Here is a 20,871-nt window from a genome sequence, read left to right as displayed (position 1 = left end):
TCTTGCAACCCGATCGGCACTTCTGCCTCTCTCCAGGCTCCAGATTTCCGGCGAAATGCAGCGCCCAGCGAGGTTTATTGTGATTGAAGTAGCAGATTTACGCATCGCCTTTGGCGCTCAGGAAGTGGTGAAAGGGGTCTCCTTTACTGTGGCTAACGGCGCCAGTTTTGGCATCGTGGGAGAGAGCGGCTCCGGCAAGTCCACCATTCTTCGCGCGCTGGCCGGTCTGAATAATGCCTGGGCCGGTGAGATCAAGTTTGGCGGAATGGCGCTCTCTGCACGCCGTGGACGCAGCTTCTTCCGCCAGGTGCAGATGGTGTTTCAGGACCCTTACGGGTCGCTGCATCCGCGGCAGACCATCGACCGCATTTTGCATGAGCCGCTGCTGATCCATCGCTTTGACCGCGCGGAACAACGCATTGCGCAGGCGCTGGCCGAAGTGGGCCTGCCTGCGGGCGTCCGCTTCCGTTTCCCTCATCAGCTTTCGGGCGGCCAGCGCCAGCGCGTTGCCATTGCCCGTGCACTGATAGCGGAGCCAGAAGTGCTGCTGCTGGATGAACCCACCTCCGCGCTGGACGTCTCGGTTCAGGCGGAGATCCTGAATTTGCTCAGCGATTTGCGGGAAGAGCGCAAGCTCACCTACATTATGGTGACGCATAATCTGGCGGTGGTGACCCACCTCTGTGCGCAGATTGGCGTCATGCAGCAGGGCGAAATGGTCGAGCAGCTCAGCGCTGACGATCTTCGCGCCAGGCGCATTCACCATCCGCACACGGCGGAACTCTTTGATTTAAGCATGACGCTGGAGGAACCGGCATGACGCTGAACTGGCAGCAGGCGCAAAAAGTCGCCGACAACATTGCCGCAGGCTGGGGGAAACCTGGCGCGCCGGGCGGAGCCATTGCGCTGTTCGATGCTGAGAACCTGCGCAGCCTCAGCGCGGGCGGGCTGGCCGACCTGGCACAAAATAGTGCCTTTGATGGTGATACCGTGGTGCGTTATGCCTCGGTAACCAAACATATCTTCGCCTCGCTGGTTACGGGCGCAGCCAGCCAGCATATCGGGCTGGAAGATCGGCTGGCCGATCATCTGCCGCAGCTGACCGGCGAAAATGGCCAGGTCAGCGTGGGCCGCGCGCTCGATATGACTTCCGGCCTGCCGGACGTGCGTGAAACGCTCTCTCTGCTTGGGCTCTCGGTCTATAACGCCACCAGCGCCGCTGCCTTGCTGGCTTTCCTGGCGGAGATGGGCGACCTCAGCTATCCGCCGGGCAGCGAGGTCTCCTATTCCAATACCGGCTACCGGCTGGTGGAAGAGGCGCTGAAAGCCAAAGGCGTGCTGCTGGCGGACCTGCTTGATGAGCAGATCAACCAGCCGCTGGGAACCCATTTTACCGCGCCGGAGAGCTGGTTTGATGTGGTGCCAGGGCTGGTGCCTGGCTACTGGCAGCAGAACAACCAGTGGCTGCTGGCCAGCGCCGGGCTGCACCTTTCCGCTTCCGGCTCCGTTACCGGCAGCGTGAATGACCTCAGTAAATGGCTGCAGTATCTGCTGAGTGAAGAGACGATTTTAAACCGGCTGATGGCGACCCGCTATCTGGCAGATGGCCGGCCGAGCGGCTACGGGCTGGGCATTGCACATTCCTCCGTGGGCAACGTGAAGCTGGTGGGCCACGGCGGCTCCCATGCCGGTTATAAAAGCTATTTCCTGCTCGACCCACAGCAAAAAGTGGGGCTGGCTTTAGTGGCAAATCGCGAGGATGTGGCGAGTTTCGATACGGCGCTGGCAGTGATGGCAGCGTTACAGGATCAGACTCTGCCGGAACGCGGCCACGAGCTGACGCCGGGGCTCTATGTTGCTGAGGCGGGCAGCGACTGGCTGGAGGTGAACGCCAGCAGCATCACCTGGCTGGGCGCGGCTGAAAACCTTTACCGCGGCGAACAGCCTGGCGAGGCGATCTCTCTTTCCAGTACCTTCCCGGTTCGGCTGAGACAGGAAGGCGGCACCATCCACGGCGAAATTGGCCTGGCCGCCAGACGGTTTGTTCCGGTAGCGCCGGAAAGCGCCACGCTGGCCGCTATTCAGGGGCGCTGGAGTGTGCCGGAGATGCGCAGCGAGCTGGTGATAGACGGGGAAAATATGGTAATGGGCATCGGCCCCGCCGCCATCACCGCCACGCTGGTCTCACTCGGCAAAGGCCGCCTGTTAGCCACCGCGCAGGATGGCCCCTGGCAGAAACGCTTTGCCGTGCAGGTTGAGGGCGAAAGCCTGAAGTTACTGCTTAATCGCAGCCGGGTGGTGAAGTACTGGCGTCAATAAAAGCCGATACCGGGATATTAAAACGGGCTGACAAAGCCCGCATATGATCGAGCGTCAGTGAACGCTGTCCCTTCAAAATCATGCTGACCAGGGAACGGGAGCCAATTTCCCGGGAAAAGCTACTCTGATTAAGACCATACTGTTCCATAAGGGTACGAAGCATCGCCAGGTCACGCGGAAGCGCAGCAATGCGGGCATTGAATTCAGCAAGTTCAGGTGCAGCATCTTCATAATCTGCAATTTTTCTGGTCAGCAGATCAATAAGTGGACTCTCATCGTGATGATCAATGAGGAGCTCCACAAGTGCCAGCGCTTCTTTATAATCCTTTGAGGTGGGATGAGGACCAAGCATAGGCACTGCATTAACTAAAGTTTCTGTTGCATTAATTGCCTGCTGCAAAGTTGTCGCTTCAACTGCTCTCATTCTGGATTCCTCCGGTCATACTCGGTCAATCTGTCATATTCTTTGTGCGTCACTATGTGTTTGATAAAAACGTTTTGTGTCTCAAATTTGATGTAAGTGATGATCCTCAAATTGTTCCCCCCAACGTCCAGTACCCACCATTTTTTTCGATATTTAAAACGATCTAAAGAACAAAACCTGGCTTTAAGAGCTTCTGGCGTAATGAATTCTTCTGTGTGCAGCACACGGTAAGTGTCATCCAGAGCGCGCATCATTAGGGTATTGCCGCGCTGCCTGGTCAAATGGCTTCCTTGAAATGACTCGCATAAGTCCCTCTTTGCGTCAGTTATCGGGTAAATATATGCCTGACAGTTTAAGTTCACAATATGTGAACACTATAAAGTGAGCGTTAAATTACTCAGTTCTGCGTCGAAGCAAGATAAGAAAAGGCGCTTAACAGGCTGACGATAGTTGCCATAGTGGGCGCGGTATAGCTTACCGTAATCGCATCCTGCCGTTGAACGCCGGGGATCAGGCAGAAGAGATCGCCCAGTACCGGTTTTGCCACCATCAGCTCCAGCGTGTAGGGGGCCTGAAGACGTGTGGTGGCGACTTTGCGTGCGCGCTTCACCGCATTCTCCGCCGACTGGCGGATGGCCTCGCGGGCGGCTTGCGGACTGAGGGATTCGGCACAGGTTTGCGAAATAGCGCGCTTCACGCACACGTAGTCCACCGAGGGATAATGGCTGCCAATCCACCGCTGTAACTCATCATCTCCGGTCACCAGCCAGAGCGGAGAACCCTGTTCTGCGCCAGCGGCGGCGTAGATATCACTTTCGCCCATCACTTCACCGTTGATCTTCACCCGGTAAAACGCCCGGCCGTTGATGGTGTGCGCCAGCACGCCGGACTCGCCTGCAGCGCTGTGATAGCCCACAAACATCATGCCGTCATAAGCCTGCTGCTGCAGCCCTTCCACCATCGACAGCCCGCGCGGCTTTCCCTGCACCAGACGCGCCCGCGGGTCGATATTCTCCGCCCGTAAATTGGTCATCTGCGCATGGCTGTCTGCCACCACCACTGCTGTTGCTCCGCCAGCAAATGCGCCGTCGATGGCGGCGTTTACCTCCTGCTCCATCAGACCGCGTGCCAGCTGATATTCCGCATGGCCCGGGTTGCACTGTTCAGGACGCATGACGCCCGCAATGCCTTCAATATCAGCCGAAATAAAGATTTTCATCACAGAATTCCTGGTCGCCTCTCTTTCCGCCCTGCTAAAGAGTTGAAAATAGAGAGACTGGTTAAGTTAAGTGGCCGCCTGACAGGGCCAGCCGTTATTGCTGAAGATGCCCCGCTTCTGACGCCAGCCGATCCAGAAGATCGCTCAGGGCAGGACGGTGATGTCCACGAAAGCCAGTCACCGTCTCCGCACTGAGCAGCGCATCCAGCACCGCATGCTCGGTGGCATCGGCAGCGGCCATCAGCAGCGGTTCAAGAGCCGTATCCTCTGGCGGCTGCGGGAAGGCGGTGGTGGAAAAGGCTACGGCAATATCGCCGGAGCCATGTCCCCAGTAGCTTCCCAGCCTACCCAGTCCGGCTCCGGCACGTCTGGCAATGCGTTTCAGCTGCCGGGCATCCAGCGGCGCATCGGTCGCCATAATAATGATGATGGAGCCGGCATCGCGCTGCGGCGTCAGCTCCGGCAGCAGCGGTTCTATCGCCTCCCCTACGCGCACGCCATCCAGCGTCAGGGCAGAGAGCACGCCAAAATTAGCCAGCACCAGCACCCCCAGCGTGGCGTTCAGTGAAGGAATAACCCGTGAGGCGGTGCCAATGCCACCCTTCATGCCAAAGCAGCTCATACCGCGCCCTGCCCCCACGCTGCCGCGGGCAAAATCTGCCGTGGCTGTCGCCAGCGCCTGCTGCGCCATGCTCTCAGTGATGGCCAGCGCCTGAATATCATTCAGCCAGCCGTCGTTGCACTCCAGCGCCAGCGGATTAACCGTAGGCAAAGAACGACCCAGTTCGGGATTCTGCGCAATCGCCTGCCGCACCAGCGTGGTAAACAGCGTCCCCACGGCCAGCGTATTGCTGAGCAGGATCGGCGTTTGCAGTACGCCAAGCTCCTCCACCTGCACCAGCCCCACCGGTTTGGCGAAGCCGTTCAGCACCGCTGTGCCGCAGGGGAGCGGCCGCGTAAACAGATCCTCGCCCGGCGGCACAATAGCGGTGACGCCGCTCTGCCGTTCGCCCTCATCCAGCGTGAAGTGCCCGACCCGCACGCCCGGCACGTCGCTCAGGCTGTCGGTGGCACCACGGGTAGTGCGCGGATTGCCCAACTGACGCGTCTGGCGCCAGCGTTGCAGTAACAGCTCAAGCGCCGCCTGACGATAATCCATCTTTCTACCCTTTCAGTTTGGGATCTAAGGTATCGCGCAGCGCGTCACCCAGCAGGTTAAACGCCAGCACCGTGACAAAAATGGCCAGGCCCGGGAAGACGCTGACGTGCCACTCTCCGGCCATCATCATACTGCGGCTCATCGCCAGAATATTGCCCCACTCCGGCACGTCCGGCTCTGGCCCCAGGCCGATAAAGCTCAGTCCGGCGGCGGTAAGAATGCTGGTACCGATACGCATGGTGAAATAGACGATGACGTTGGAGAGGGTGCCCGGCAGGATATGGCGGATCAAAATAACCCGGTCCGGCGCGCCGGCGCAGCGCACCGCCTCCACATAGGCAGCCTGCTTCAGCGAGAGCGTGGAGGCCCGCACAATACGGGCAAAAACCGGCACGCTGAATACCGCCACGGCGACGATCACGTTATTTAATCCCGGCCCTAATATTGCTACCACCGCAATCGCCAGCAGCATGCCGGGAAAGGCAAACAGGACGTCGGAGCCGCGCATAATCAGCATATCGACCCAGCGACCATAGTAGCCCGCCAGCAGCCCCAGCACGATGCCCACCACCATGCCTGCGGTGACAGAAAGCACGCCGACATAGAGCGAGATACGTGCGCCATAGATAATGCGGCTCAGCACGTCACGCCCAAGGTCGTCGGTGCCCATCCAGTGTGCGGCAGAGGGCGGCGCGGAGAGCGCCATCCAGTCGGGTGCCATCGGGTCCCAGGGCGCCAGCCATGGGGCGAAGATCGCCACAATAACCAGCAGCAGAATAAAGCCGCCGGAGACCAGCGCCAGCGGGTTGCGGATCAGGTTTTGTATAAAATCGTGCCACGGCGAGCGGAGCGTGCTGTTCTGCAGCACGTTCTGCGCAGTGGCCGCTTCAGTGGTAGGCTTCATGCAGGCTCCTGACGCAGACGAATGGCCGGATTCACCACCGCATAGAGCAGGTCCACCAGCAGGTTAATAACAATAAATTCAAACACAAACAGCATCACCAGCGCCTGGATCACCGGCTGGTCCTGAGATTTGATCGACTCGATCAGCAGCCAGCCCAGACCGGGCCAGCTGAAGACACTTTCCACCACGATCGATCCTCCCAGCAGGAAACCGAACTGCAAACCCAGCATGGTGATCACCGGGATCAGCGCGTTGCGCATTACGTGCTTCCATGTCACCAGCCGGTTGCGCAGACCTTTGGCCTTAGCGGTGCGCACATAATCTTCCTGAGCCACTTCCAGAAACGCCGAGCGGGTGAAGCGCGCCATCACCGCCGCGACGGAAGAACCCAGCGTCAGGGCGGGCAGGATGATATCGCTGGGCTGATTAAACCCGCTGACCGAGAACAGGCCAAAAGGCATCGCCACAAACTGGATCAGCAGCAGCCCCAGCCAGAAAGGCGGCATGGAGATGCCCCCTACCGCCAGGCTCATCAGCGTCCAGTCCTGCCACCTGCCACGCTTCAGCGCGGAAACCACGCCGATAATCAGCCCCAGCAGTACCGACCAGGCAAAGCCTGCCAGCGCCAGCCACATCGTTGGCATAAAGCCCTGGGCGATCACTTCTGTCACCGGCTGTTGGGTGCGGTAAGTCACGCCCAAATCGCCCTGCATCAGGCCACCCAGCCAGTGAAGGTACTGCTGCTGCAGCGGGTCATTCAGCCCCAGATGCTGCCTTGCCGCCTCGACCGCTTCAATCGGCGCATCGGGGCCTGCGTAAATGCGTGCCGGGTCGCCCGGCAGTAATTTGATAAAACCGAACACCAACAGAGAGACCACCAGCAGCACCGGGATCATTTCCAGCAAACGTCGGACAAGATAGGTAAACATAGGCGATTTCCTGGTAAATTCGGGTGCCTGGCAGCAAAGGCGGGATCGCTCCCGCCTCAGAGGATTATTTAAACTCAGCCTGATCGAACAGGAACGATCCGTCCGCCAGCATCGACACGCCGGTCAGGTTCTTTTTCTTGCCGACCAGGTTATCTGGCGAACCAAGGAAGGCCACAGGCGCATCTTTCCAGATGATTTTCTGTGCCTCAGCATAGGCCGCAGCGCGTTTAGCGGGATCGGCCGTTTGCAGCGCGGCGGCGATAGCTTTATCCGCCTCCGGGTTGCTGTAGTAGGAGACGTTATAGGAGGTCGGCACCCAGGACTCGGTAGCGAACAGCGGACGCAGCGCCCAGTCAGCATCCCCGGTTGAAGTTGACCAGCCGCCGTAATAGAGGTCGAATTCGGCCTGCTTCGGATCCTTCACGCCCCACAGTTTGGCGTTACGCGCGCCGGAATCCATCGGTGTGACCGTCACGCGGATCCCCACCGCCCCCAGTTGTTGCTTGAGGAACTGCGCCGCGCGGACGCTGGCAGTGGCGTTGGTTACCCACAGCTTGAGGTCCAGGCCATTGGCAAAACCCGCCTCTTTCAGCAGCGCTTTGGCTTTCTCAGGGTTATAGCTGTAGTCCGGCTCGCTCTGTCTGGCGTAGAACTGTACCGCAGGTGGGATCGCAGAGGTGGCCGGTTTCCCCATTCCCGCATAGGCCACTTTCAGCCAGATATCGCGGTTGATGGCGTAGTTGATCGCCTGACGCACGCGCACATCGGCCAGCGATTTATGCTGAGTATTAATCGCCATGTAGTAGAGATAAATACTCTCATCGCGCTGTACCGCCAGCTTGCTGTCGCTCTCCACCGTTTTGATCAGATCGGAAGGCAGAGGATAAATGGCGTCCACCTGACCCGATTTCAGCGCCGCCACGCGGGTGGAATCTTCCGGGCTTGGCGAGATATAAACGTTATCCACTTTCGGCCACCCTTTCTGCCAGTAGCCGGCAAACTTGCTGAGTTTGACCTCTTTGCCTGGCTGCCAGCTGACAAATGTAAACGGACCGGTGCCGACAGGATGCAGACGCAGCTGCGCCTCTTCCGGGTACTGTTTCAGAATAGCCGGGCTCCACATCACCGCCGAGGGGTGCGCCAGGGTATTGATAAAAGCGCCAAACGACTGGTTCAGCGTAACTTTTACCTGCGTTGGCGAGACCACGGTCACCGTTTTAATCATTTTGTAGAGGCTGTTACGCTTCAGGCCTTTGGTCTGATCCGCCAGCCTGTCGAGGTTAGCTTTTACCGCTTGTGCATCAAACGGCGTGCCGTCCTGGAAGGTCACGCCCTGACGCAGGTTCAGGGTGAATTCAGTGGCATCCTCATTGCTGCTGTAATCGGTTGCCAGCCAGGGTACCAGCTTCATCTTGCTGTCGAACTGGAACAGACGCTCAAAGATACCGGCCTGCACCGAATAGCTGGCGTTGTCAGAGGTGTCGTGCGGATCCAGGCCGGTGATATCAACATAGGCGGAAATGCGCAGGTCCTGAGCCTGAGCGATGCCCGTCAGGCACAATGAGAGCCCAAGGGCGACGGCAGAACGACGTAAAAACGGCTTCATGGTTTCTCTCCAGATGAGGAATTGAAATACTCGCTAACGGTGCATGTCCCCCTCGGCTACCCAGTGATGCGGGGCAACCTGACGGTAACGAAGTTTTGTCACTTCCTCCCCTGCCTTACGCAGCGGTGAGGGAATTTCACTGTCATCCAGCTCACGTGCGGTGCGGCGGGCAGGATCGGCCACCGGCACGGACGCCAGCAGGCGACGGGTATAGGGATGTTGTGGGTTGGTGAAGACCGCATGGCGCGGGCCGATCTCCACAATCTGTCCGAGGTACATCACCGCCACGCGGTTAGCAATGCGCTCCACCACCGCCATATCATGCGAGATAAATATCCAGGCAACGCCGGTCTCTTTTTGCAGATCCATCATCAGGTTAACCACCTGAGCCTGAATCGAGACGTCCAGCGCGGAGACCGCCTCATCGGCAATAATCACCTTTGGCTGGAGCGCCATCGCCCGGGCGATAGCGATACGCTGACGCTGCCCGCCGGAGAACTCATGCGGATAGCGACGGGCATGTTCCGGCAGCAGGCCGACGCTTTTCAGCAGCGCCTGCACCTGCGGCGTGGCCGCCTCCAGCGACTTTACCAGACCATGCAGCAGCAGCGGCTCCGCGATGGTGAAGCCCACCGTCAGGCGGGGATTCAGCGAGGCGTAGGGATCCTGAAATACCATCTGAATTTCCCGACGCAGCGCATGGAACGCCGCCTCTTTCAGCACGCTCACCTCCTCGCCGCGAAAGTGGATGCTTTCCGATTCGCTGGCGACCAGCCGCAGCAGCGCCCGGCCGGTAGTGGATTTGCCACAGCCGCTTTCGCCCACAATCGCCAGCGTTTCGCCAGGCCAGACGCTGAAATCGATCTGCTCTACCGCATGCACCCGATGGGTAAGCGCTGAAAACAGGCCGCTGCGCACCGGGTAATAAACCTTGAGTCCGCGCACGTCCAGCAGCGGTTTCTCTTCATAGCGCGCGGTGATCTGCACGCCCTGATCTTCATCCTGCTCCTCGCCCAGCAGCGGGAAACGCTGCGGCCAGCGGCTCGCTTTCATATCGCCGAGGCGCGGAACAGCCGCCAGCAGCGCTTTGGTATAGCTGTGCTCGGGCGCAGCAAAAATCTGCTCCACGCTGCCCTGCTCCACCACTTCACCGCGATACATCACCACCACGCGATCGGCAATTTCCGCCACCACGCCCATGTCATGGGTGATAAACAGCACCGCCATATCGCTTTGCTGCTGCAGGTCACGGAGAATTTGCAGAATGCGCGCCTGCACGGTGACGTCCAACGCGGTGGTGGGTTCGTCAGCAATCAGCAGCTGCGGATCGCAGGCCAGCGCCTGGGCGATCATCACGCGCTGACGCATCCCGCCGGAGAGCGAATGCGGATGGCTTTTCATCACCCGATCGACATCGGCAATGCGCACTTTACGCAGCAGCTCGCGGGCTTTTGCGTCAGCGGTTTTGCTGTCGCAGAGCTGATGATCCTTAAGGGCTTCCGTGAGCTGATCGCCCACCTTTAATACCGGATTCAGGGAGGTCATCGGCTCCTGAAAAATCATCGCCATATCGCGGCCGCGCAGCTTGCGTCGCTCCTCCATGCTCATGGTCAGCAGAGGGTGGCTGGCACCGCTGCGCGGGCTGAAATGAATGGCACCGCGCTCAATGGTCGCCGAGGGTGCCAGCAGCCCCATCACCGCCAGCGAGGTGACGGATTTGCCGGAGCCGCTTTCGCCCACCACCGCGACGATTTCGCCTTTGTTGAGGGTGAACGAGACGCCTTTCAGGGCAAGATTTTTCCCGGAGCGCCCGCTAAAGCTGACGCTGAGATCCTCCACCCGTAACACAGGAGAAGGGGTGCCGGATCCGGTGAGGTCTGGTTGCATGCGTTCCGTCATCGTGACTCCGGTGGCCCTGGCTCAGAGCCAGATGCGACCCTGGTTGTAAGAGAGATAGGGGGAGCTGTCCGCCGCGAGCCAGATTGGCCCGTCGAGATCAACGTGTTCTGCCGCAACGGCCACCGGCAGCGCGGCCTCCATCGCCAGCGATGAGCCCAGCATGCAGCCCACCATCAGCCGCAGCTTATGCCGCTTTGCCTCTTCCACCATCGCCAGCGCTTCGGTCAGGCCGCCGCATTTATCGAGCTTGATGTTGATCATCTCGTAACGATTGCGCAGCCCGGCGATATCCCCGGCGTGATGGCAACTCTCATCCGCACAGACCGGGATCGGATGGTCAAAGCGCTGCAAATCAGCATCTTTACCGGCAGGCAAAGGCTGCTCGATCATCGCGATGTTGTAGTGCGTCAGCGCCGCGAACAGGCTGCCGAGATCCAGCCCGCTCCAGGCTTCATTAGCATCAATAATCAGCGTGACGCCGGGCGCCGCGGCACGGATCGCCGCCACTTTTTCCAGAATCAGCTCGCGGTTCAGTTTGATTTTCAGCAGGATAGCCCCGCGGGAAACGGCATCTGCCGCGGCAGCAGCCATATTTTCGGTGCTCTCCAGGCTCAGCGTTTCCGCGGTGATCACCGTGGCGGGCGGCTGCGCATTCAGCCGTTGCCACAGGGTTTGCCTGTTCAGCGCCGCCTCAAGCCGCCACAGCGCGCAGTCCAGCGCGTTGCGGGCCGATCCTGGCAGCAGACGGGATTGCAGTTCAGAAAGCGTTAAGCCGTTCTCCACCTCCTCCTGCACGGCGGCCAGCTGCGCGGTCACGCTTTCAGCGCTTTCGTGATAATGCGCCGTCGGCGTGCATTCACCGCGCCCGATAAAGCCCTGCTGCTCCAGCGTGACACGGACCACGGTCACCGCCGTGCGGGTCCCGCGGGCAATAGCGAACGGGCGGGCCAGCGGCAGCTCCACGACCTCAACCTGCATACGGCGCATAATCAGCCACGCTCCTTCAGCAGCGCGGCGATCTCTGTCATGCCGAAACGCACCGGATCGGTCGCCGGTACGCCAAATTCTTCGCTGACCTGCTGGCAGTAGTTACGGGCTTCCTGCTCGGGGAAATTGGAGGTATTGATGGCAAAGCCAGCCAGCTGCACGTTGTCGCTGGTGACGTGCGCGGCGCGCAGGTTGGCCTCCACGCAGTCAGCCAGGCTGACCATCGGCTGATGCGGCAAATGGCGCATATGCGGACGATGCATTTCATGGCACATCACCAGCCAGTGCGGCTGGGCGCCGTGGATCAGGCCCATGCTGACGCCAGCGTAAGAGGGGTGGAACAGTGAACCCTGACCCTCCACGATATCCCAGTGATCGGGTTCATTGGCTGGCGAGAGCGCTTCTGCTGCCCCGGCGATAAAGTCAGCGATGACGGCATCAATGGCAATGCCTTCACCGGCGACCAGGATCCCGGTCTGCCCCGTAGCACGGAAATCCGCCTTCAGGCCGATCTCACGCATGGCGGACTCCAGCGCCAGCGAGGTGTACATTTTGCCCACCGAGCAGTCGGTGCCCACCGTCAACACGCGCTTGCCGCTGCGTTTCTTGCCGCTGCCGACCTCCAGTTTGGGACGCATATGGCGGATGTCGAACAGCTCTACGCCCTGCTCTTTCGCCAGCGCCACCAGCTCTTCATTATCCACCAGGCGATAATGCAGGCCGCTGGCGACGTTCATGCCCGCTTTGATTGCGCCGCGCACGGTATCCAGCCAGTGTTCCGGCAGATAGCCGCCAGCGTTAGCCGTGCCCAGCACCAGCGTTTTCGCGCCAGCCGTCACGGCCGCCTCAATGGTCAAATCGTCCAGCCCCAGCGAAACGCTGCAGCCCGGCAGGCGTATCTGCCCTACGCACTGCTCTGGTCGCCAGACCTGAATACCGCGCGCGGTTTTCGCGGCCAGCGGGTCAGTCACATCGCCAAGGAATAACAAATAGGGTTGCGGGATCAGCATCAGGTTATCTCTTATCGGGTTGCAGGGTTTGCCTGATAAGACTATTTCACCGTTGCCCGACGCAGGATAATGCTTGTTTGTTGCCAGGGTATAGCCTGAGGCTATAGGGGGTAAGAGGCGAAATATTGTGATGCGGGCCGCGTCATATTCGTTAGCATGCTTTGCATTTTCTGCCGTCATCAGCAGGTTACTCTGAATTTAACCGCATGCCTCACGCTGTATACTTGATTACATAACGATATGATAATCTTCGCGCACTTTTTACAGCACCCCCGCTCTGGCGGCCTTCCAGGCCGCACCGCAGCATAAGGCAATATAAATAGTGGTCACTCCCTCTTTTAAGACAGGCGCGCTAAGTGCCCTGATCCTTGTCGCGCTCCAGGCGCAGGCAGCAACCGATGATAAGACGCTGACGGTCAATGCCGTAGCCCCAGACAGCGAGGTTGCCGCGCCGGATAAACAGGCGACGCTGGGCAACCTCGGTAAGCAGGAAATTCGCAATACGCCCTGGTCGGTGCAGGTGATTTCGCCTTCACTGATGAAGCGCCAGCAGCTGAAAAGCCTCAGCGATATTTATCGTTACATGCCCTCCGTACAGGGTGAGGGCGCCCGCCCACAGACCCGCGGCATGCAGGGCAGCGTGGTGCAGAATTCGATGATTGACGGGCTGAATGTGGTTTCCACCACCGACTATGCCAGCGAACAGTTTGACCATCTTGAAGTGCTGAACGGGCTGGCAGGCTCGCTGTATGGCCCGGCAAATCCCGCCGGACTCTTTAACTTTGTCGCCAAACGTCCCACCGATATCGCTCAGCACAGCCTGACCGTTGGCGCGGGCACCGGTCTCAGCCATCTGGTTTCCGGTGACTTTAGCGGGCCGCTGGATGAGAACGATCGTCTGCGTTATCGCGCGAACTTCCTTGATGATGAGGGCAACGGCTATGTCAGCGGCAGCAAAAAACGCCGCCAGCTCTTCAGCCTGGCGCTGGATGCTAACCTCACCGACCAGACGGTGCTGGAGAGCAATTTCAGCTATTACCATTATTATGAAAAAGGACTGCCAGGGAAGTTTGCGCTGGGTAGCGGCCTCTCCTTCCCCGCCGCGCCCAACCCGAAAACCGCGCATCTGGGCCAGTCTTACGCCGGGAGTGACAACCATACGCTCACTGCCAGCCTGCATCTGAAGCATGATTTCGACGGTAACTGGCAGGGGGAAGTGGGTGTGCTGAGACAGATTGCCGACAGGGAATCGACGGCGGTAACCAATACCTTTACCGACAGCGCCGGGCATTACAAGAGCACGACCTCCTCCGCCACCGCCAGCCGCTTCACTATCAACAGCTATATGGCAAACCTGAATGGCGAAGTGGATACAGGCTGGCTGCATCATCAGCTTTCCACCGGCATTCGCGGCTTCGTCTGGAAAAACGAAAATCCGCTGCATGGCGGCACAACCACGCTTGGCAGCGCCTCGCTTAACGACCCGCGCGCTTACGATCGGCCCAACTATCCCGACTTTACCCATCGCTACCATTCAGCCACCGCTACGCAGCAGGCGTTCCTGCTGAGCGATACCCTGACCTTTTCACCCCAATGGAGTCTGCTGCTGGCGGGCAGCGAGAGCTTTCTCAGCTCGGCGAACTATAACAAAACCGGCAGCCGCACCAGCGACGCCAGTAACAGCGGCTTTAGCGGTTCAGCAAGCCTGATGTATAAGCCGACAGAGCCACTGACGCTCTATGTGACTTACGCGGACAGCTTGCAACAGGGCGATACAGCGCCTGCCGGCGCCAGCAATGCAGGCAATATTCTGTCGCCCTACCGCAGCAAACAGACAGAAGTGGGCAGCAAGCTGACAGTGGGGAAAGTCCTGCTGACTGCGGCGCTGTTCCAGATTGACCGCCCCTTCGCCTATACCGGTACAGACGCTGAATATAGTGTGGATGGCAACCAGCGCAATCGCGGCCTGGAGCTGATGGCCGATGGTGACGTAACGGAGAATCTGCATATTTATGGCGGCATGAGCTGGCTGGATCCCCGCCTGCGCGACACCGCCAGCGCCAGCACAGAGAACAAGCAGATTGTCGGCCTTGCCCGCTATACCGCCAGCCTGTTTGCCGCTTATGACCTGCCGTTTCTCAGCGGGACGGATCTGCACGGCGGTATGCACTACACAGGACGCCGCAGCACCGACAACGCCAATGAGAGCTGGACAGGCAGTTACGCGACCTTTGATGCGGGTGCCAGCTATAAAACGCGGCTGTTCAGTACCGATACCACCTTCCGGCTCGATATGACCAACCTGACCAATCGCCACTACTGGACCAATATCGTGCCGGGTGGCCTGAACGGCTACAGCGGTGCAGGCTATGCCAGCGCCCAGTTGGGTGAGCCGCGGATGGTACAGGTTTCCATGCAGCTTAATTTCTGATGAGGTCCCGATGAGTAAACGTCCGATTTTGCCGCTGCTGGCGGCGCTGAGTTTGAAAATAAGTCAACGCCCGATCCTGGCGCTGCTGGCGGCGCTGAGCCTGACCATGAGCCAGGCTGCGTCAGCCCGGACGGTGACCGATGACGCTGGTAATACCGTCACCGTGCCTGCACAGGCCACAAGAATTGCCGATGGCTGGTATGCCCACCATTCGCTGCTGATGACGCTGGGCGCAGGCGACCGCATTGTCGCCACGGTGAATCACGCCAAAGACCGGCCCTGGATGTTCAAAATTCAGCCTTCGCTTAATCAGGCGCTGTCAGTACATGGCCGCAGTTTTTCGAGCGAAGCCCTGCTGGTGCGTAAGGTGGATGCCGTCTTTGTGGCGGCGGAAGATGGCGATGCCGCCGCCTATCGCCAGGCGGGCCTGCCAACGCTGGTAATGGGCTTTGATGATTTCCCGTCGATGAAGCGATCCCTGCTGACCACCGCTGAAGTAGTTGGCACCGCCACCGCCCGCCAGCGCGCCAGAATGTACAACACGTATCTGGATCAGCAGATTGCCGCTATCCGGGCGAAAACGGCGGGGCTGACGGCGGCACAACGGCCAGGCGTGCTGCATATCCAGTCCCTGCATCCGTTGAAAGTGGATGGCCGCAACACATTAATTGATACCTGGATAAAGCTGGCGGGCGGGCGCAACGTGGCTGAGAAAATCGATGGCAATATGAAAGAGACGTCGCCGGAGGAGGTACTGTTCTGGCAGCCGGATATCATCATTATCGGCGCGGGAGCCGGGACGATTGCCAGCTCAGATTACGCTAATCTGTTCAGCAGTTTGAAGGCTGTTAAAAATCATCAGGTTTGGCAAAACCCGGCTGGCGTCTTCCCCTGGGATCGCTATGGCACCGAAGCGGGCTTACAGATCCAGTGGGCGGCAAAGCTCCTGCATCCGGAGCTGTTCCCTGCCCTGAATATGGTAAAAGCCACGCAGGATTTTTATCAGCGCTTCTTCGATTATCCCTTAACCGCCGATCAGGCAGGCAGAATTTTAAAGGCCCGGGGGCCGGAGTAGTGTCACGCATCAAGCGCAAAGATTGCCTCGATCTCAATAATCAGGTCGGGCGAAAAAAGCTGGCTTACCTGGACAAGAGAGCTGGCGGGTAAGCACTCGCCAAAATTCCTGAACAGCACTGTTCTCAGCCCATCCAATTCATCAAGCGAGGTGACAAAAATGGTCACCTTAATCAGTGAAGCCAGCGATACAGATTCAGCAGCGGCTATCAGCTTAAATTGCGAAAAAATAGCTTCAGCCTGTTCAACAATACCTTGTTTTTGTGCCGCCGTGCCAAAAGCAGTCAGTCCTGAAACGTACAACGTACCATTATGTTTAACAGCGTGGACATAGGGTGCTTTTACTTGACCAAGCTGTGGATAATTTATTCTGGTTAACTCTGCCATTCTTTCATCCTAAAAATATTACGTTGAAATTTTCGTAATCAATTTTATGAGTACGATATTGAAAGGCCCGCTACAGGCAGGCCTTTTCAACAAAAGGATACACCCTGTCGGTCAGGCAGATTTCACTAACTCACGGCGCGCCAGCGCGGCAATAAAACCGCTCCGCGAACCATATTCTTTGTTCAGCTCAACATAGCTATCTATTCTGTATAAAAGATTTTGCGGCAGGGTAATGTTTAACTTCACCGCTTTGCCCTCGTATTTCAATAAATCGACCTCAACGTAAGCCCAATAGCCCCCTTCACACGAGCTATTTTGCAGATGCGCGGAAATATCCTGCGCTTCATGCAAGTCTTTGCCTTTTTCTGCCTGAAATTCCAGATGTGCATCAATGGCGTTAAAGGCGTCCGCAATTGCGTCATCAATTGTGTCGCCAGCAAAATAGCAACCTTTGATATCCGGTACAAAGCCGGAGAAACTGCCGCCTTCTGCCCTGTGGAGGTAGATCGGAAATTTCATTTATTTCACCTTCATTTCTGATATCTGAAAGGGCGCGCGGAACGCGCCGCTTTTATTACATATTTTTGAGAATGTCATGCAGTGTGCCCTTTGCAACGTTCTTCTCTGGATGGGGAACGGTAATATGGTGCTCCTTTCCCTCTTTAATAAAAATGTGATGGCTCCCTTTCACTCTGTTTAAAACCCACCCATTCTGCTGCAACAGCTTCATCAGTTCCCTGCTGGACATGCCTGCTCCCTGGCGTGTTAACGCATAAAAAAATATACCCACCAATAACCACAAAAACAAGAGGTGGAAACTTCTGTCCGGTCTAAAGCAGCAAGATTGAACGTTTTAGTAAAGCGTCTTCTTAATGCGTTCCGGCAGCGCCTTATCATAAGCTTCGCCATCGACGGCAGCGTGGGAGACAGCCTTCAGAATGCTGCCGGTGCTGGGAAGCTGTGAACGCTGCAGCTGCGTATCCGCCTCCCAAAGCCGGGAGCGGACAATAGCGCGGCTGCACTGGAAGAAAACGATGAAAAAGTCGCCATAAACAAGCTGATTGGTTATGATTAAAAGTAAATCACTGCTGGAAATTTATTTATGGGCCAGTCACAAACTCGCGTTATTACTGCACATATCCCAGTTGAAATGGCAGAAAAATTAGATGCAATGGCGACAAATTACGATCGTTCGCGTGGATGGCTTGTTAAGCAGGCGCTCGCGGCCATCATTGAACAGGAAGAACATCGTCACCGGCTCACACTGGAAGCTCTGCAGGCCGTTGAAGAAGGGCGCGTTGTTGAACATGACGATGTAGTGAAATGGGCAGCAAGTCTGGGTACCGATACGCAATTGAGCACGCCCGAGCCAGGAAAATAACTATGCGCTTTATCTGGGCCGACCCTGCCATAAAGGATTTAGAAAGGGTCTATCAATTTTTGGCAAAAGTGAATCCCCGGGCTGCTGCTAACGCGGTTCAGGCTTTGGTTAATGCTCCCACCAGCCTGATTACTCATCCGCGCCATGGTCCAGTTCTTAGTGAGTTTGAGCCTCGGGAAGTACGGCGACTTATTGTGGGCCAGTATGAAATACGTTACGAACTGAAAGATGAAGAGATTTATCTTCTGCGCGTCTGGCATAGCAAAGAAGACCGTTGAGTCCTGTGACCTACAGATTCTTTCTAAACCCGCACTATATTCTCAATAAAGCGTCTTCTTAATGCGTTCCGGCAGCGCCTTATCATAAGCTTCGCCATCGACGGCAGCGTGGGAGACAGCCTTCAGAATGCTGCCGGTGCTGGGAAGCTGTGAACGCTGCAGCTGCGTATCCGCCTCCCAAAGCCGGGAGCGGACAATAGCGCGGCTGCACTGGAAGAAAACGCTGTGGACGTGGATCCGCAACACTGTGCGGGGCTGGTTTCCCTCCACCGTAAAACGCGCCAGCAGTGCAGGATCCACGCTAATTTCCGCCTCGCCATTCACTCGCAGCGTTTCACCTATGCCCGGGATCAGAAAAAGCAGCGCCACCCGGGGATCGCCAAGAATGTTTTTTAAACTGTCGATGCGGTTATTGCCACGCCTGTCCGGCAGCAGCAGGGTTTTCTCGTCCTCTATCTGAATAAAACCAGCCGGGTCGCCGCGCGGGGAAACATCCAGATCGGCATCGCCTGAGGTCGCCAGCGCCACAAACGGAGAAGATTCAATAAATGGACGGTAAGCCGGGTGAATATGGTCAGCGACTTTCATCAGTGAGGGAGGTGCCACGTCGCCATAAAGCTGTTCCAGCTGCGCTAAAGTCGTGATCCTGCTCTGTTCGTCTCCGGTCATGGTGCCCTCTTTACGAGAATTTTGCGTTATTTCGGCTGTAATGAACCTGCCGGATGCATCTGCAGCGGCATGCCCAGTATAAGCCATGCCAGACGGAGAAAGGCATTTCCGGTGTGGCTGTTTCACACTTAATGAGACGAGCGTTCGCTTTTTCAGAGGGGGTATCTATGATTTTATAAACAGGCGAAAGCGTGGGAGGCAGTATGCGTGAAGAGAACGTCACCACCGATGAAGATATGGCTGAAGCAAAAGCGATCTGTAATGAGATAGGCGGTGCGGTACTGACCATACTGGGTGAGAAGCAGGCATTTACCCTGGAATCGCTGATCACCACGCTAAAACGCCTGAAAGCCACTGACTACAATTATGGGGAAGAACGGACTAAAGCCGCCGAAAGGGCACTATTTATTCTGGGGACATTTTTATGAAAAAGAGCACTCTCTTTGCCTTAGCGATCCTGCTGTTTTCAGGAACAGCCTGCTCCCAGCTTTCTCAGCTCCCTCTGGCGCCGCCTAAGCAGGATATCATCGCCACGCCGGTAGCCGCGAAATGCGATGTCAGCCTCTGTCAGCAACAGTGCTATGTGCAGAACAGCCAGTGCGACCGCAACGACAACAGCGGATGTGGCGCGAAGATGCAGACCTGCCTGCAGGCCTGCACCTCCCAGTGTCGCTAATCAGGGCTGACTGAGATCCTTAATCAGCGTCTGATTAAATTTCGCCGGTTCCTCCATCTGCGGCGCATGGCCCATTCCCGGGAATTCAATCAGGGTTGCCTGCGGGATCAGCGCGGCAACCTGTTTACCCAGCTCATTGTAATGGCCGATTTTCGCCTTAACCTCTGGCGGTGCGATATCGCTGCCAATGGCGGTGGTGTCTGAGGTGCCGATCATCAGCGTGGTCGGCATCTGCAGATTTTTGAATTCGTAATAAACCGGCTGAGTGAAGATCATGTCGTACAACAAGGCGGAGTTCCAGGCGACGATTTCATGGCCCGGGCCGTTGTTCAGGCCGGCCAGCATAGTGACCCAGCGATCGTACTCCGGTTTCCACCGGCCGCCATAGTAGGTGTTCAGCTCATATTTTTTGATGCTGGCAGCCGACGTTTTCAGCTCGCGCTGATACCAATCATCCACGCTCCGCCACGGCACTCCTTTCGCTTTCCAGTCTTCCAGGCCGATAGGATTCACCAACACCAGTTTCTCCACCTCTTGCGGGTACATCAGAGCAAAGCGGGTTGCCAACATACCACCCGTGGAATGGCCCACCAGCGTCACTTTATCTATATGCAATTTCCTGAGCAGATTTTCTGTGTTCAGCGCCAGCTGCTGGAAACTGTACTGATAATGCTCGGGTTTGCTGGAGGTACAAAACCCAATCTGATCCGGTGCAATCACCCGATAGCCCGCATGACTCAGGGCGTCTATCGACGCCTGCCAGGTGACACCACAGAAGTTTTTCCCATGCATCAGCACCGCCGTACGACCGTTGGCACTGCCGCTGGGTTTCACATCGATGTAACCCATAGTGAGCTGCTGCTGTTGAGAGGTGAAGTCGAATTTCTGTATGGGATAGGGGAAATCAAATCCCTGCAGCTGCGGGCCATATTTTGGCGTACTGTCAGCGGCAGAAGCGGTAAAAGCAGTGACCAAGCCTGAGAACACCAGACAAGAGATGAGTTTTGACACAGACGTTATCCTCAAAAGCAAGATGGAAAGTCAAAGTAAACAAGGCTTAACCATAGCGGATAAATAAGAGTGTCAGGACGTGAGACGGGTAAAGAAGCGCAAAGTCAGGCAGAGGAGGAAGTTACAAATTGAGGGCATCGACGCATTTTTTAACAAAAAAAGCGTTTTGCCCCGGCGAATCTGGCGAAATTGCTTATTCAGATTACATTTATCTTTTCGGGCATCGTCTCACAGGAGAGAACCATGACAAGCCTGACCTTTTGGTGGATTTCGCTGTTATGGCACAGCCTTTGCTGTCTGCTGGAACCGCAAGCCCCCGCCCGCTCAAGTTTTTATATGCAGGCCTGAAAGAGTTCAAAACAGGCAACTTTCCGACCGGCTGCTCGCCTCTGAAAGGATAAACAAGACGCCAATTTAATAATAATGAAACGCCATTTTATTAAATTGGTGAGATCGGTCCCGGCTTTCTTTACTTACGTGTCACTCCCTTCCTTCTGTTGGCAAAATC

The 20,871-nt window shown here is 57.2% G+C and carries 23 protein-coding genes and 2 pseudogenes; 9 read left to right on the top strand and 16 right to left on the bottom strand.

The genetic code is table 11. The features are described 5' to 3' along the window. Nucleotides 1–79: 79 nt before the first annotated feature. Entirely contained in the window at nt 80–820 is a 741-nt protein-coding gene (locus Q3V30_RS00995) for an ABC transporter ATP-binding protein (RefSeq protein ID WP_306209619.1), read from the top strand. Next, nucleotides 817–2,319, top strand: coding sequence for a serine hydrolase domain-containing protein (locus tag Q3V30_RS00990; protein ID WP_306209617.1), 1,503 nt, complete (start codon nt 817–819; stop codon nt 2,317–2,319). The genes Q3V30_RS00995 and Q3V30_RS00990 overlap by 4 nt, the downstream gene beginning before the upstream one ends. Here the strand turns inward: Q3V30_RS00990 and Q3V30_RS00985 are convergent. From Q3V30_RS00985 to dgcN, 10 genes and pseudogenes are all read right to left on the bottom strand, one after another. Next, nucleotides 2,282–2,743, bottom strand: coding sequence for a helix-turn-helix domain-containing protein (locus Q3V30_RS00985; protein ID WP_306209615.1), 462 nt, complete (start codon nt 2,741–2,743; stop codon nt 2,282–2,284). The genes Q3V30_RS00990 and Q3V30_RS00985 overlap by 38 nt on opposite strands. Continuing rightward, a pseudogene (locus Q3V30_RS00980) lies at nt 2,740–3,049 on the bottom strand (type II toxin-antitoxin system HigB family toxin). Before Q3V30_RS00980 ends, Q3V30_RS00985 begins: the two are co-directional and overlap by 4 nt. A 91-nt stretch (nt 3,050–3,140) precedes the next feature. Beyond that, a complete protein-coding gene (locus Q3V30_RS00975) occupies nt 3,141–3,962 on the bottom strand; it encodes a M55 family metallopeptidase (RefSeq protein ID WP_306209613.1) in 822 nt (273 codons plus the stop codon). Nucleotides 3,963–4,056: 94 nt separating this feature from the next. Beyond that, a complete protein-coding gene (locus tag Q3V30_RS00970) occupies nt 4,057–5,121 on the bottom strand; it encodes a DmpA family aminopeptidase (RefSeq protein ID WP_306209612.1) in 1,065 nt (354 codons plus the stop codon). A gap of 4 nt (nt 5,122–5,125) precedes the next feature. Next, the gene (locus tag Q3V30_RS00965; RefSeq protein WP_306209610.1) at nt 5,126–6,025 is read right to left on the bottom strand and encodes an ABC transporter permease subunit; all 900 of its coding nucleotides are present in this window, start codon (nt 6,023–6,025) and stop codon (nt 5,126–5,128) included. Continuing rightward, a complete protein-coding gene (locus tag Q3V30_RS00960) occupies nt 6,022–6,954 on the bottom strand; it encodes an ABC transporter permease (RefSeq protein ID WP_306209608.1) in 933 nt (310 codons plus the stop codon). Before Q3V30_RS00960 ends, Q3V30_RS00965 begins: the two co-directional genes overlap by 4 nt. Before the next feature lie 64 nt (nt 6,955–7,018). Continuing rightward, nucleotides 7,019–8,560, bottom strand: coding sequence for a glutathione ABC transporter substrate-binding protein (locus tag Q3V30_RS00955; RefSeq protein WP_306209606.1), 1,542 nt, complete (start codon nt 8,558–8,560; stop codon nt 7,019–7,021). A 33-nt stretch (nt 8,561–8,593) separates the two neighbouring features. Then, a complete protein-coding gene (locus Q3V30_RS00950; RefSeq protein WP_306209604.1) occupies nt 8,594–10,459 on the bottom strand; it encodes an ABC transporter ATP-binding protein in 1,866 nt (621 codons plus the stop codon). Nucleotides 10,460–10,480: 21 nt separating this feature from the next. Next, nucleotides 10,481–11,446, bottom strand: coding sequence for an N-acetyl-D-Glu racemase DgcA (gene dgcA / locus Q3V30_RS00945; protein ID WP_306209602.1), 966 nt, complete (start codon nt 11,444–11,446; stop codon nt 10,481–10,483). 2 nt (nt 11,447–11,448) lie between these two features. Next, a complete protein-coding gene (gene dgcN / locus Q3V30_RS00940) occupies nt 11,449–12,456 on the bottom strand; it encodes an N-acetyltransferase DgcN (protein ID WP_306209600.1) in 1,008 nt (335 codons plus the stop codon). Between the two features lie 322 nt (nt 12,457–12,778). On the opposite strand from dgcN, the gene Q3V30_RS00935 reads away from it, so the two are divergent. Further along, the gene (locus Q3V30_RS00935; protein ID WP_428979227.1) at nt 12,779–14,887 is read left to right on the top strand and encodes a TonB-dependent receptor; all 2,109 of its coding nucleotides are present in this window, start codon (nt 12,779–12,781) and stop codon (nt 14,885–14,887) included. 106 nt (nt 14,888–14,993) lie between these two features. Further along, complete coding sequence (locus Q3V30_RS00930; protein ID WP_306213280.1) at nt 14,994–15,962, top strand: ABC transporter substrate-binding protein; 969 nt, start codon at nt 14,994–14,996, stop codon at nt 15,960–15,962. A gap of 2 nt (nt 15,963–15,964) precedes the next feature. Here the strand turns inward: Q3V30_RS00930 and Q3V30_RS00925 are convergent, their stop codons facing one another. From Q3V30_RS00925 to Q3V30_RS00910, 4 genes and pseudogenes are all read right to left on the bottom strand, one after another. Next, on the bottom strand, nt 15,965–16,348 hold the full coding sequence (locus Q3V30_RS00925) for a RidA family protein (RefSeq protein WP_306209598.1): 384 nt from the start codon (nt 16,346–16,348) through the stop codon (nt 15,965–15,967). A 111-nt stretch (nt 16,349–16,459) separates the two neighbouring features. Next, complete coding sequence (locus tag Q3V30_RS00920) at nt 16,460–16,867, bottom strand: type II toxin-antitoxin system HicB family antitoxin (RefSeq protein ID WP_306209596.1); 408 nt, start codon at nt 16,865–16,867, stop codon at nt 16,460–16,462. Between the two features lie 55 nt (nt 16,868–16,922). Further along, a complete protein-coding gene (locus Q3V30_RS00915; RefSeq protein ID WP_428979226.1) occupies nt 16,923–17,078 on the bottom strand; it encodes a type II toxin-antitoxin system HicA family toxin in 156 nt (51 codons plus the stop codon). A gap of 123 nt (nt 17,079–17,201) precedes the next feature. Further along, nucleotides 17,202–17,381, bottom strand: a pseudogene (locus tag Q3V30_RS00910) (pyridoxamine 5'-phosphate oxidase family protein); the annotation flags it as partial. Between the two features lie 69 nt (nt 17,382–17,450). Here Q3V30_RS00910 and Q3V30_RS00905 point away from each other — a divergent pair. Further along, on the top strand, nt 17,451–17,729 hold the full coding sequence (locus tag Q3V30_RS00905) for a CopG family ribbon-helix-helix protein (RefSeq protein ID WP_306209591.1): 279 nt from the start codon (nt 17,451–17,453) through the stop codon (nt 17,727–17,729). A 2-nt stretch (nt 17,730–17,731) separates the two neighbouring features. After that, on the top strand, nt 17,732–18,007 hold the full coding sequence (locus Q3V30_RS00900; RefSeq protein ID WP_306209589.1) for a type II toxin-antitoxin system RelE/ParE family toxin: 276 nt from the start codon (nt 17,732–17,734) through the stop codon (nt 18,005–18,007). Nucleotides 18,008–18,049: 42 nt separating this feature from the next. Here the strand turns inward: Q3V30_RS00900 and Q3V30_RS00895 are convergent, their stop codons facing one another. Next, on the bottom strand, nt 18,050–18,676 hold the full coding sequence (locus tag Q3V30_RS00895) for a pyridoxamine 5'-phosphate oxidase family protein (RefSeq protein ID WP_306209587.1): 627 nt from the start codon (nt 18,674–18,676) through the stop codon (nt 18,050–18,052). 203 nt (nt 18,677–18,879) lie between these two features. Between Q3V30_RS00895 and Q3V30_RS00890 the strand changes: the two genes are divergently transcribed. Continuing rightward, the gene (locus tag Q3V30_RS00890; RefSeq protein WP_306209585.1) at nt 18,880–19,104 is read left to right on the top strand and encodes a hypothetical protein; all 225 of its coding nucleotides are present in this window, start codon (nt 18,880–18,882) and stop codon (nt 19,102–19,104) included. Continuing rightward, the gene (locus Q3V30_RS00885; RefSeq protein WP_306209583.1) at nt 19,101–19,352 is read left to right on the top strand and encodes a hypothetical protein; all 252 of its coding nucleotides are present in this window, start codon (nt 19,101–19,103) and stop codon (nt 19,350–19,352) included. Before Q3V30_RS00890 ends, Q3V30_RS00885 begins: the two co-directional genes overlap by 4 nt. Here the strand turns inward: Q3V30_RS00885 and Q3V30_RS00880 are convergent, their stop codons facing one another. Next, nucleotides 19,353–20,363 (bottom strand): alpha/beta fold hydrolase, encoded by a 1,011-nt coding sequence (locus Q3V30_RS00880; protein WP_306209581.1) that lies wholly within the window; start codon nt 20,361–20,363, stop codon nt 19,353–19,355. It abuts the gene before it with no gap. Between the two features lie 128 nt (nt 20,364–20,491). On the opposite strand from Q3V30_RS00880, the gene Q3V30_RS00875 reads away from it, so the two are divergent. After that, a complete protein-coding gene (locus Q3V30_RS00875; RefSeq protein WP_306209579.1) occupies nt 20,492–20,764 on the top strand; it encodes a hypothetical protein in 273 nt (90 codons plus the stop codon). The last annotated feature ends 107 nt before the right edge of the window (nt 20,765–20,871 follow it).

Origin of the sequence: Erwinia pyri (assembly GCF_030758455.1) — a bacterium.
Taxonomy (GTDB): Bacteria; Pseudomonadota; Gammaproteobacteria; order Enterobacterales; family Enterobacteriaceae; genus Erwinia; species Erwinia pyri.
Note: the sequence above shows the minus strand (reverse complement) of the source record. Positions and strands in the feature narration are given on the sequence as shown.

What these genes read in the sequence shown, in the direction of transcription:
- Q3V30_RS00975 (WP_306209613.1), bottom strand. Translation starts at nt 3,962, where the DNA reads ATGAAAATCTTTATTTCGGCTGATATTGAAGGCATTGCGGGCGTCATG.
- dgcN (WP_306209600.1), bottom strand. Translation starts at nt 12,456, where the DNA reads ATGCTGATCCCGCAACCCTATTTGTTATTCCTTGGCGATGTGACTGAC.
- Q3V30_RS00895 (WP_306209587.1), bottom strand. Translation starts at nt 18,676, where the DNA reads ATGACCGGAGACGAACAGAGCAGGATCACGACTTTAGCGCAGCTGGAA.
- Q3V30_RS00985 (WP_306209615.1), bottom strand. Translation starts at nt 2,743, where the DNA reads ATGAGAGCAGTTGAAGCGACAACTTTGCAGCAGGCAATTAATGCAACA.
- Q3V30_RS00920 (WP_306209596.1), bottom strand. Translation starts at nt 16,867, where the DNA reads ATGAAATTTCCGATCTACCTCCACAGGGCAGAAGGCGGCAGTTTCTCC.
- Q3V30_RS00990 (WP_306209617.1), top strand. Translation starts at nt 817, where the DNA reads ATGACGCTGAACTGGCAGCAGGCGCAAAAAGTCGCCGACAACATTGCC.
- Q3V30_RS00890 (WP_306209585.1), top strand. Translation starts at nt 18,880, where the DNA reads ATGCGTGAAGAGAACGTCACCACCGATGAAGATATGGCTGAAGCAAAA.
- Q3V30_RS00960 (WP_306209608.1), bottom strand. Translation starts at nt 6,954, where the DNA reads ATGTTTACCTATCTTGTCCGACGTTTGCTGGAAATGATCCCGGTGCTG.
- Q3V30_RS00965 (WP_306209610.1), bottom strand. Translation starts at nt 6,025, where the DNA reads ATGAAGCCTACCACTGAAGCGGCCACTGCGCAGAACGTGCTGCAGAAC.
- dgcA (WP_306209602.1), bottom strand. Translation starts at nt 11,446, where the DNA reads ATGCGCCGTATGCAGGTTGAGGTCGTGGAGCTGCCGCTGGCCCGCCCG.
- Q3V30_RS00900 (WP_306209589.1), top strand. Translation starts at nt 17,732, where the DNA reads ATGCGCTTTATCTGGGCCGACCCTGCCATAAAGGATTTAGAAAGGGTC.
- Q3V30_RS00955 (WP_306209606.1), bottom strand. Translation starts at nt 8,560, where the DNA reads ATGAAGCCGTTTTTACGTCGTTCTGCCGTCGCCCTTGGGCTCTCATTG.
- Q3V30_RS00925 (WP_306209598.1), bottom strand. Translation starts at nt 16,348, where the DNA reads ATGGCAGAGTTAACCAGAATAAATTATCCACAGCTTGGTCAAGTAAAA.
- Q3V30_RS00915 (WP_428979226.1), bottom strand. Translation starts at nt 17,078, where the DNA reads ATGAAGCTGTTGCAGCAGAATGGGTGGGTTTTAAACAGAGTGAAAGGG.
- Q3V30_RS00905 (WP_306209591.1), top strand. Translation starts at nt 17,451, where the DNA reads ATGGGCCAGTCACAAACTCGCGTTATTACTGCACATATCCCAGTTGAA.
- Q3V30_RS00930 (WP_306213280.1), top strand. Translation starts at nt 14,994, where the DNA reads ATGAGCCAGGCTGCGTCAGCCCGGACGGTGACCGATGACGCTGGTAAT.
- Q3V30_RS00970 (WP_306209612.1), bottom strand. Translation starts at nt 5,121, where the DNA reads ATGGATTATCGTCAGGCGGCGCTTGAGCTGTTACTGCAACGCTGGCGC.
- Q3V30_RS00885 (WP_306209583.1), top strand. Translation starts at nt 19,101, where the DNA reads ATGAAAAAGAGCACTCTCTTTGCCTTAGCGATCCTGCTGTTTTCAGGA.
- Q3V30_RS00950 (WP_306209604.1), bottom strand. Translation starts at nt 10,459, where the DNA reads ATGACGGAACGCATGCAACCAGACCTCACCGGATCCGGCACCCCTTCT.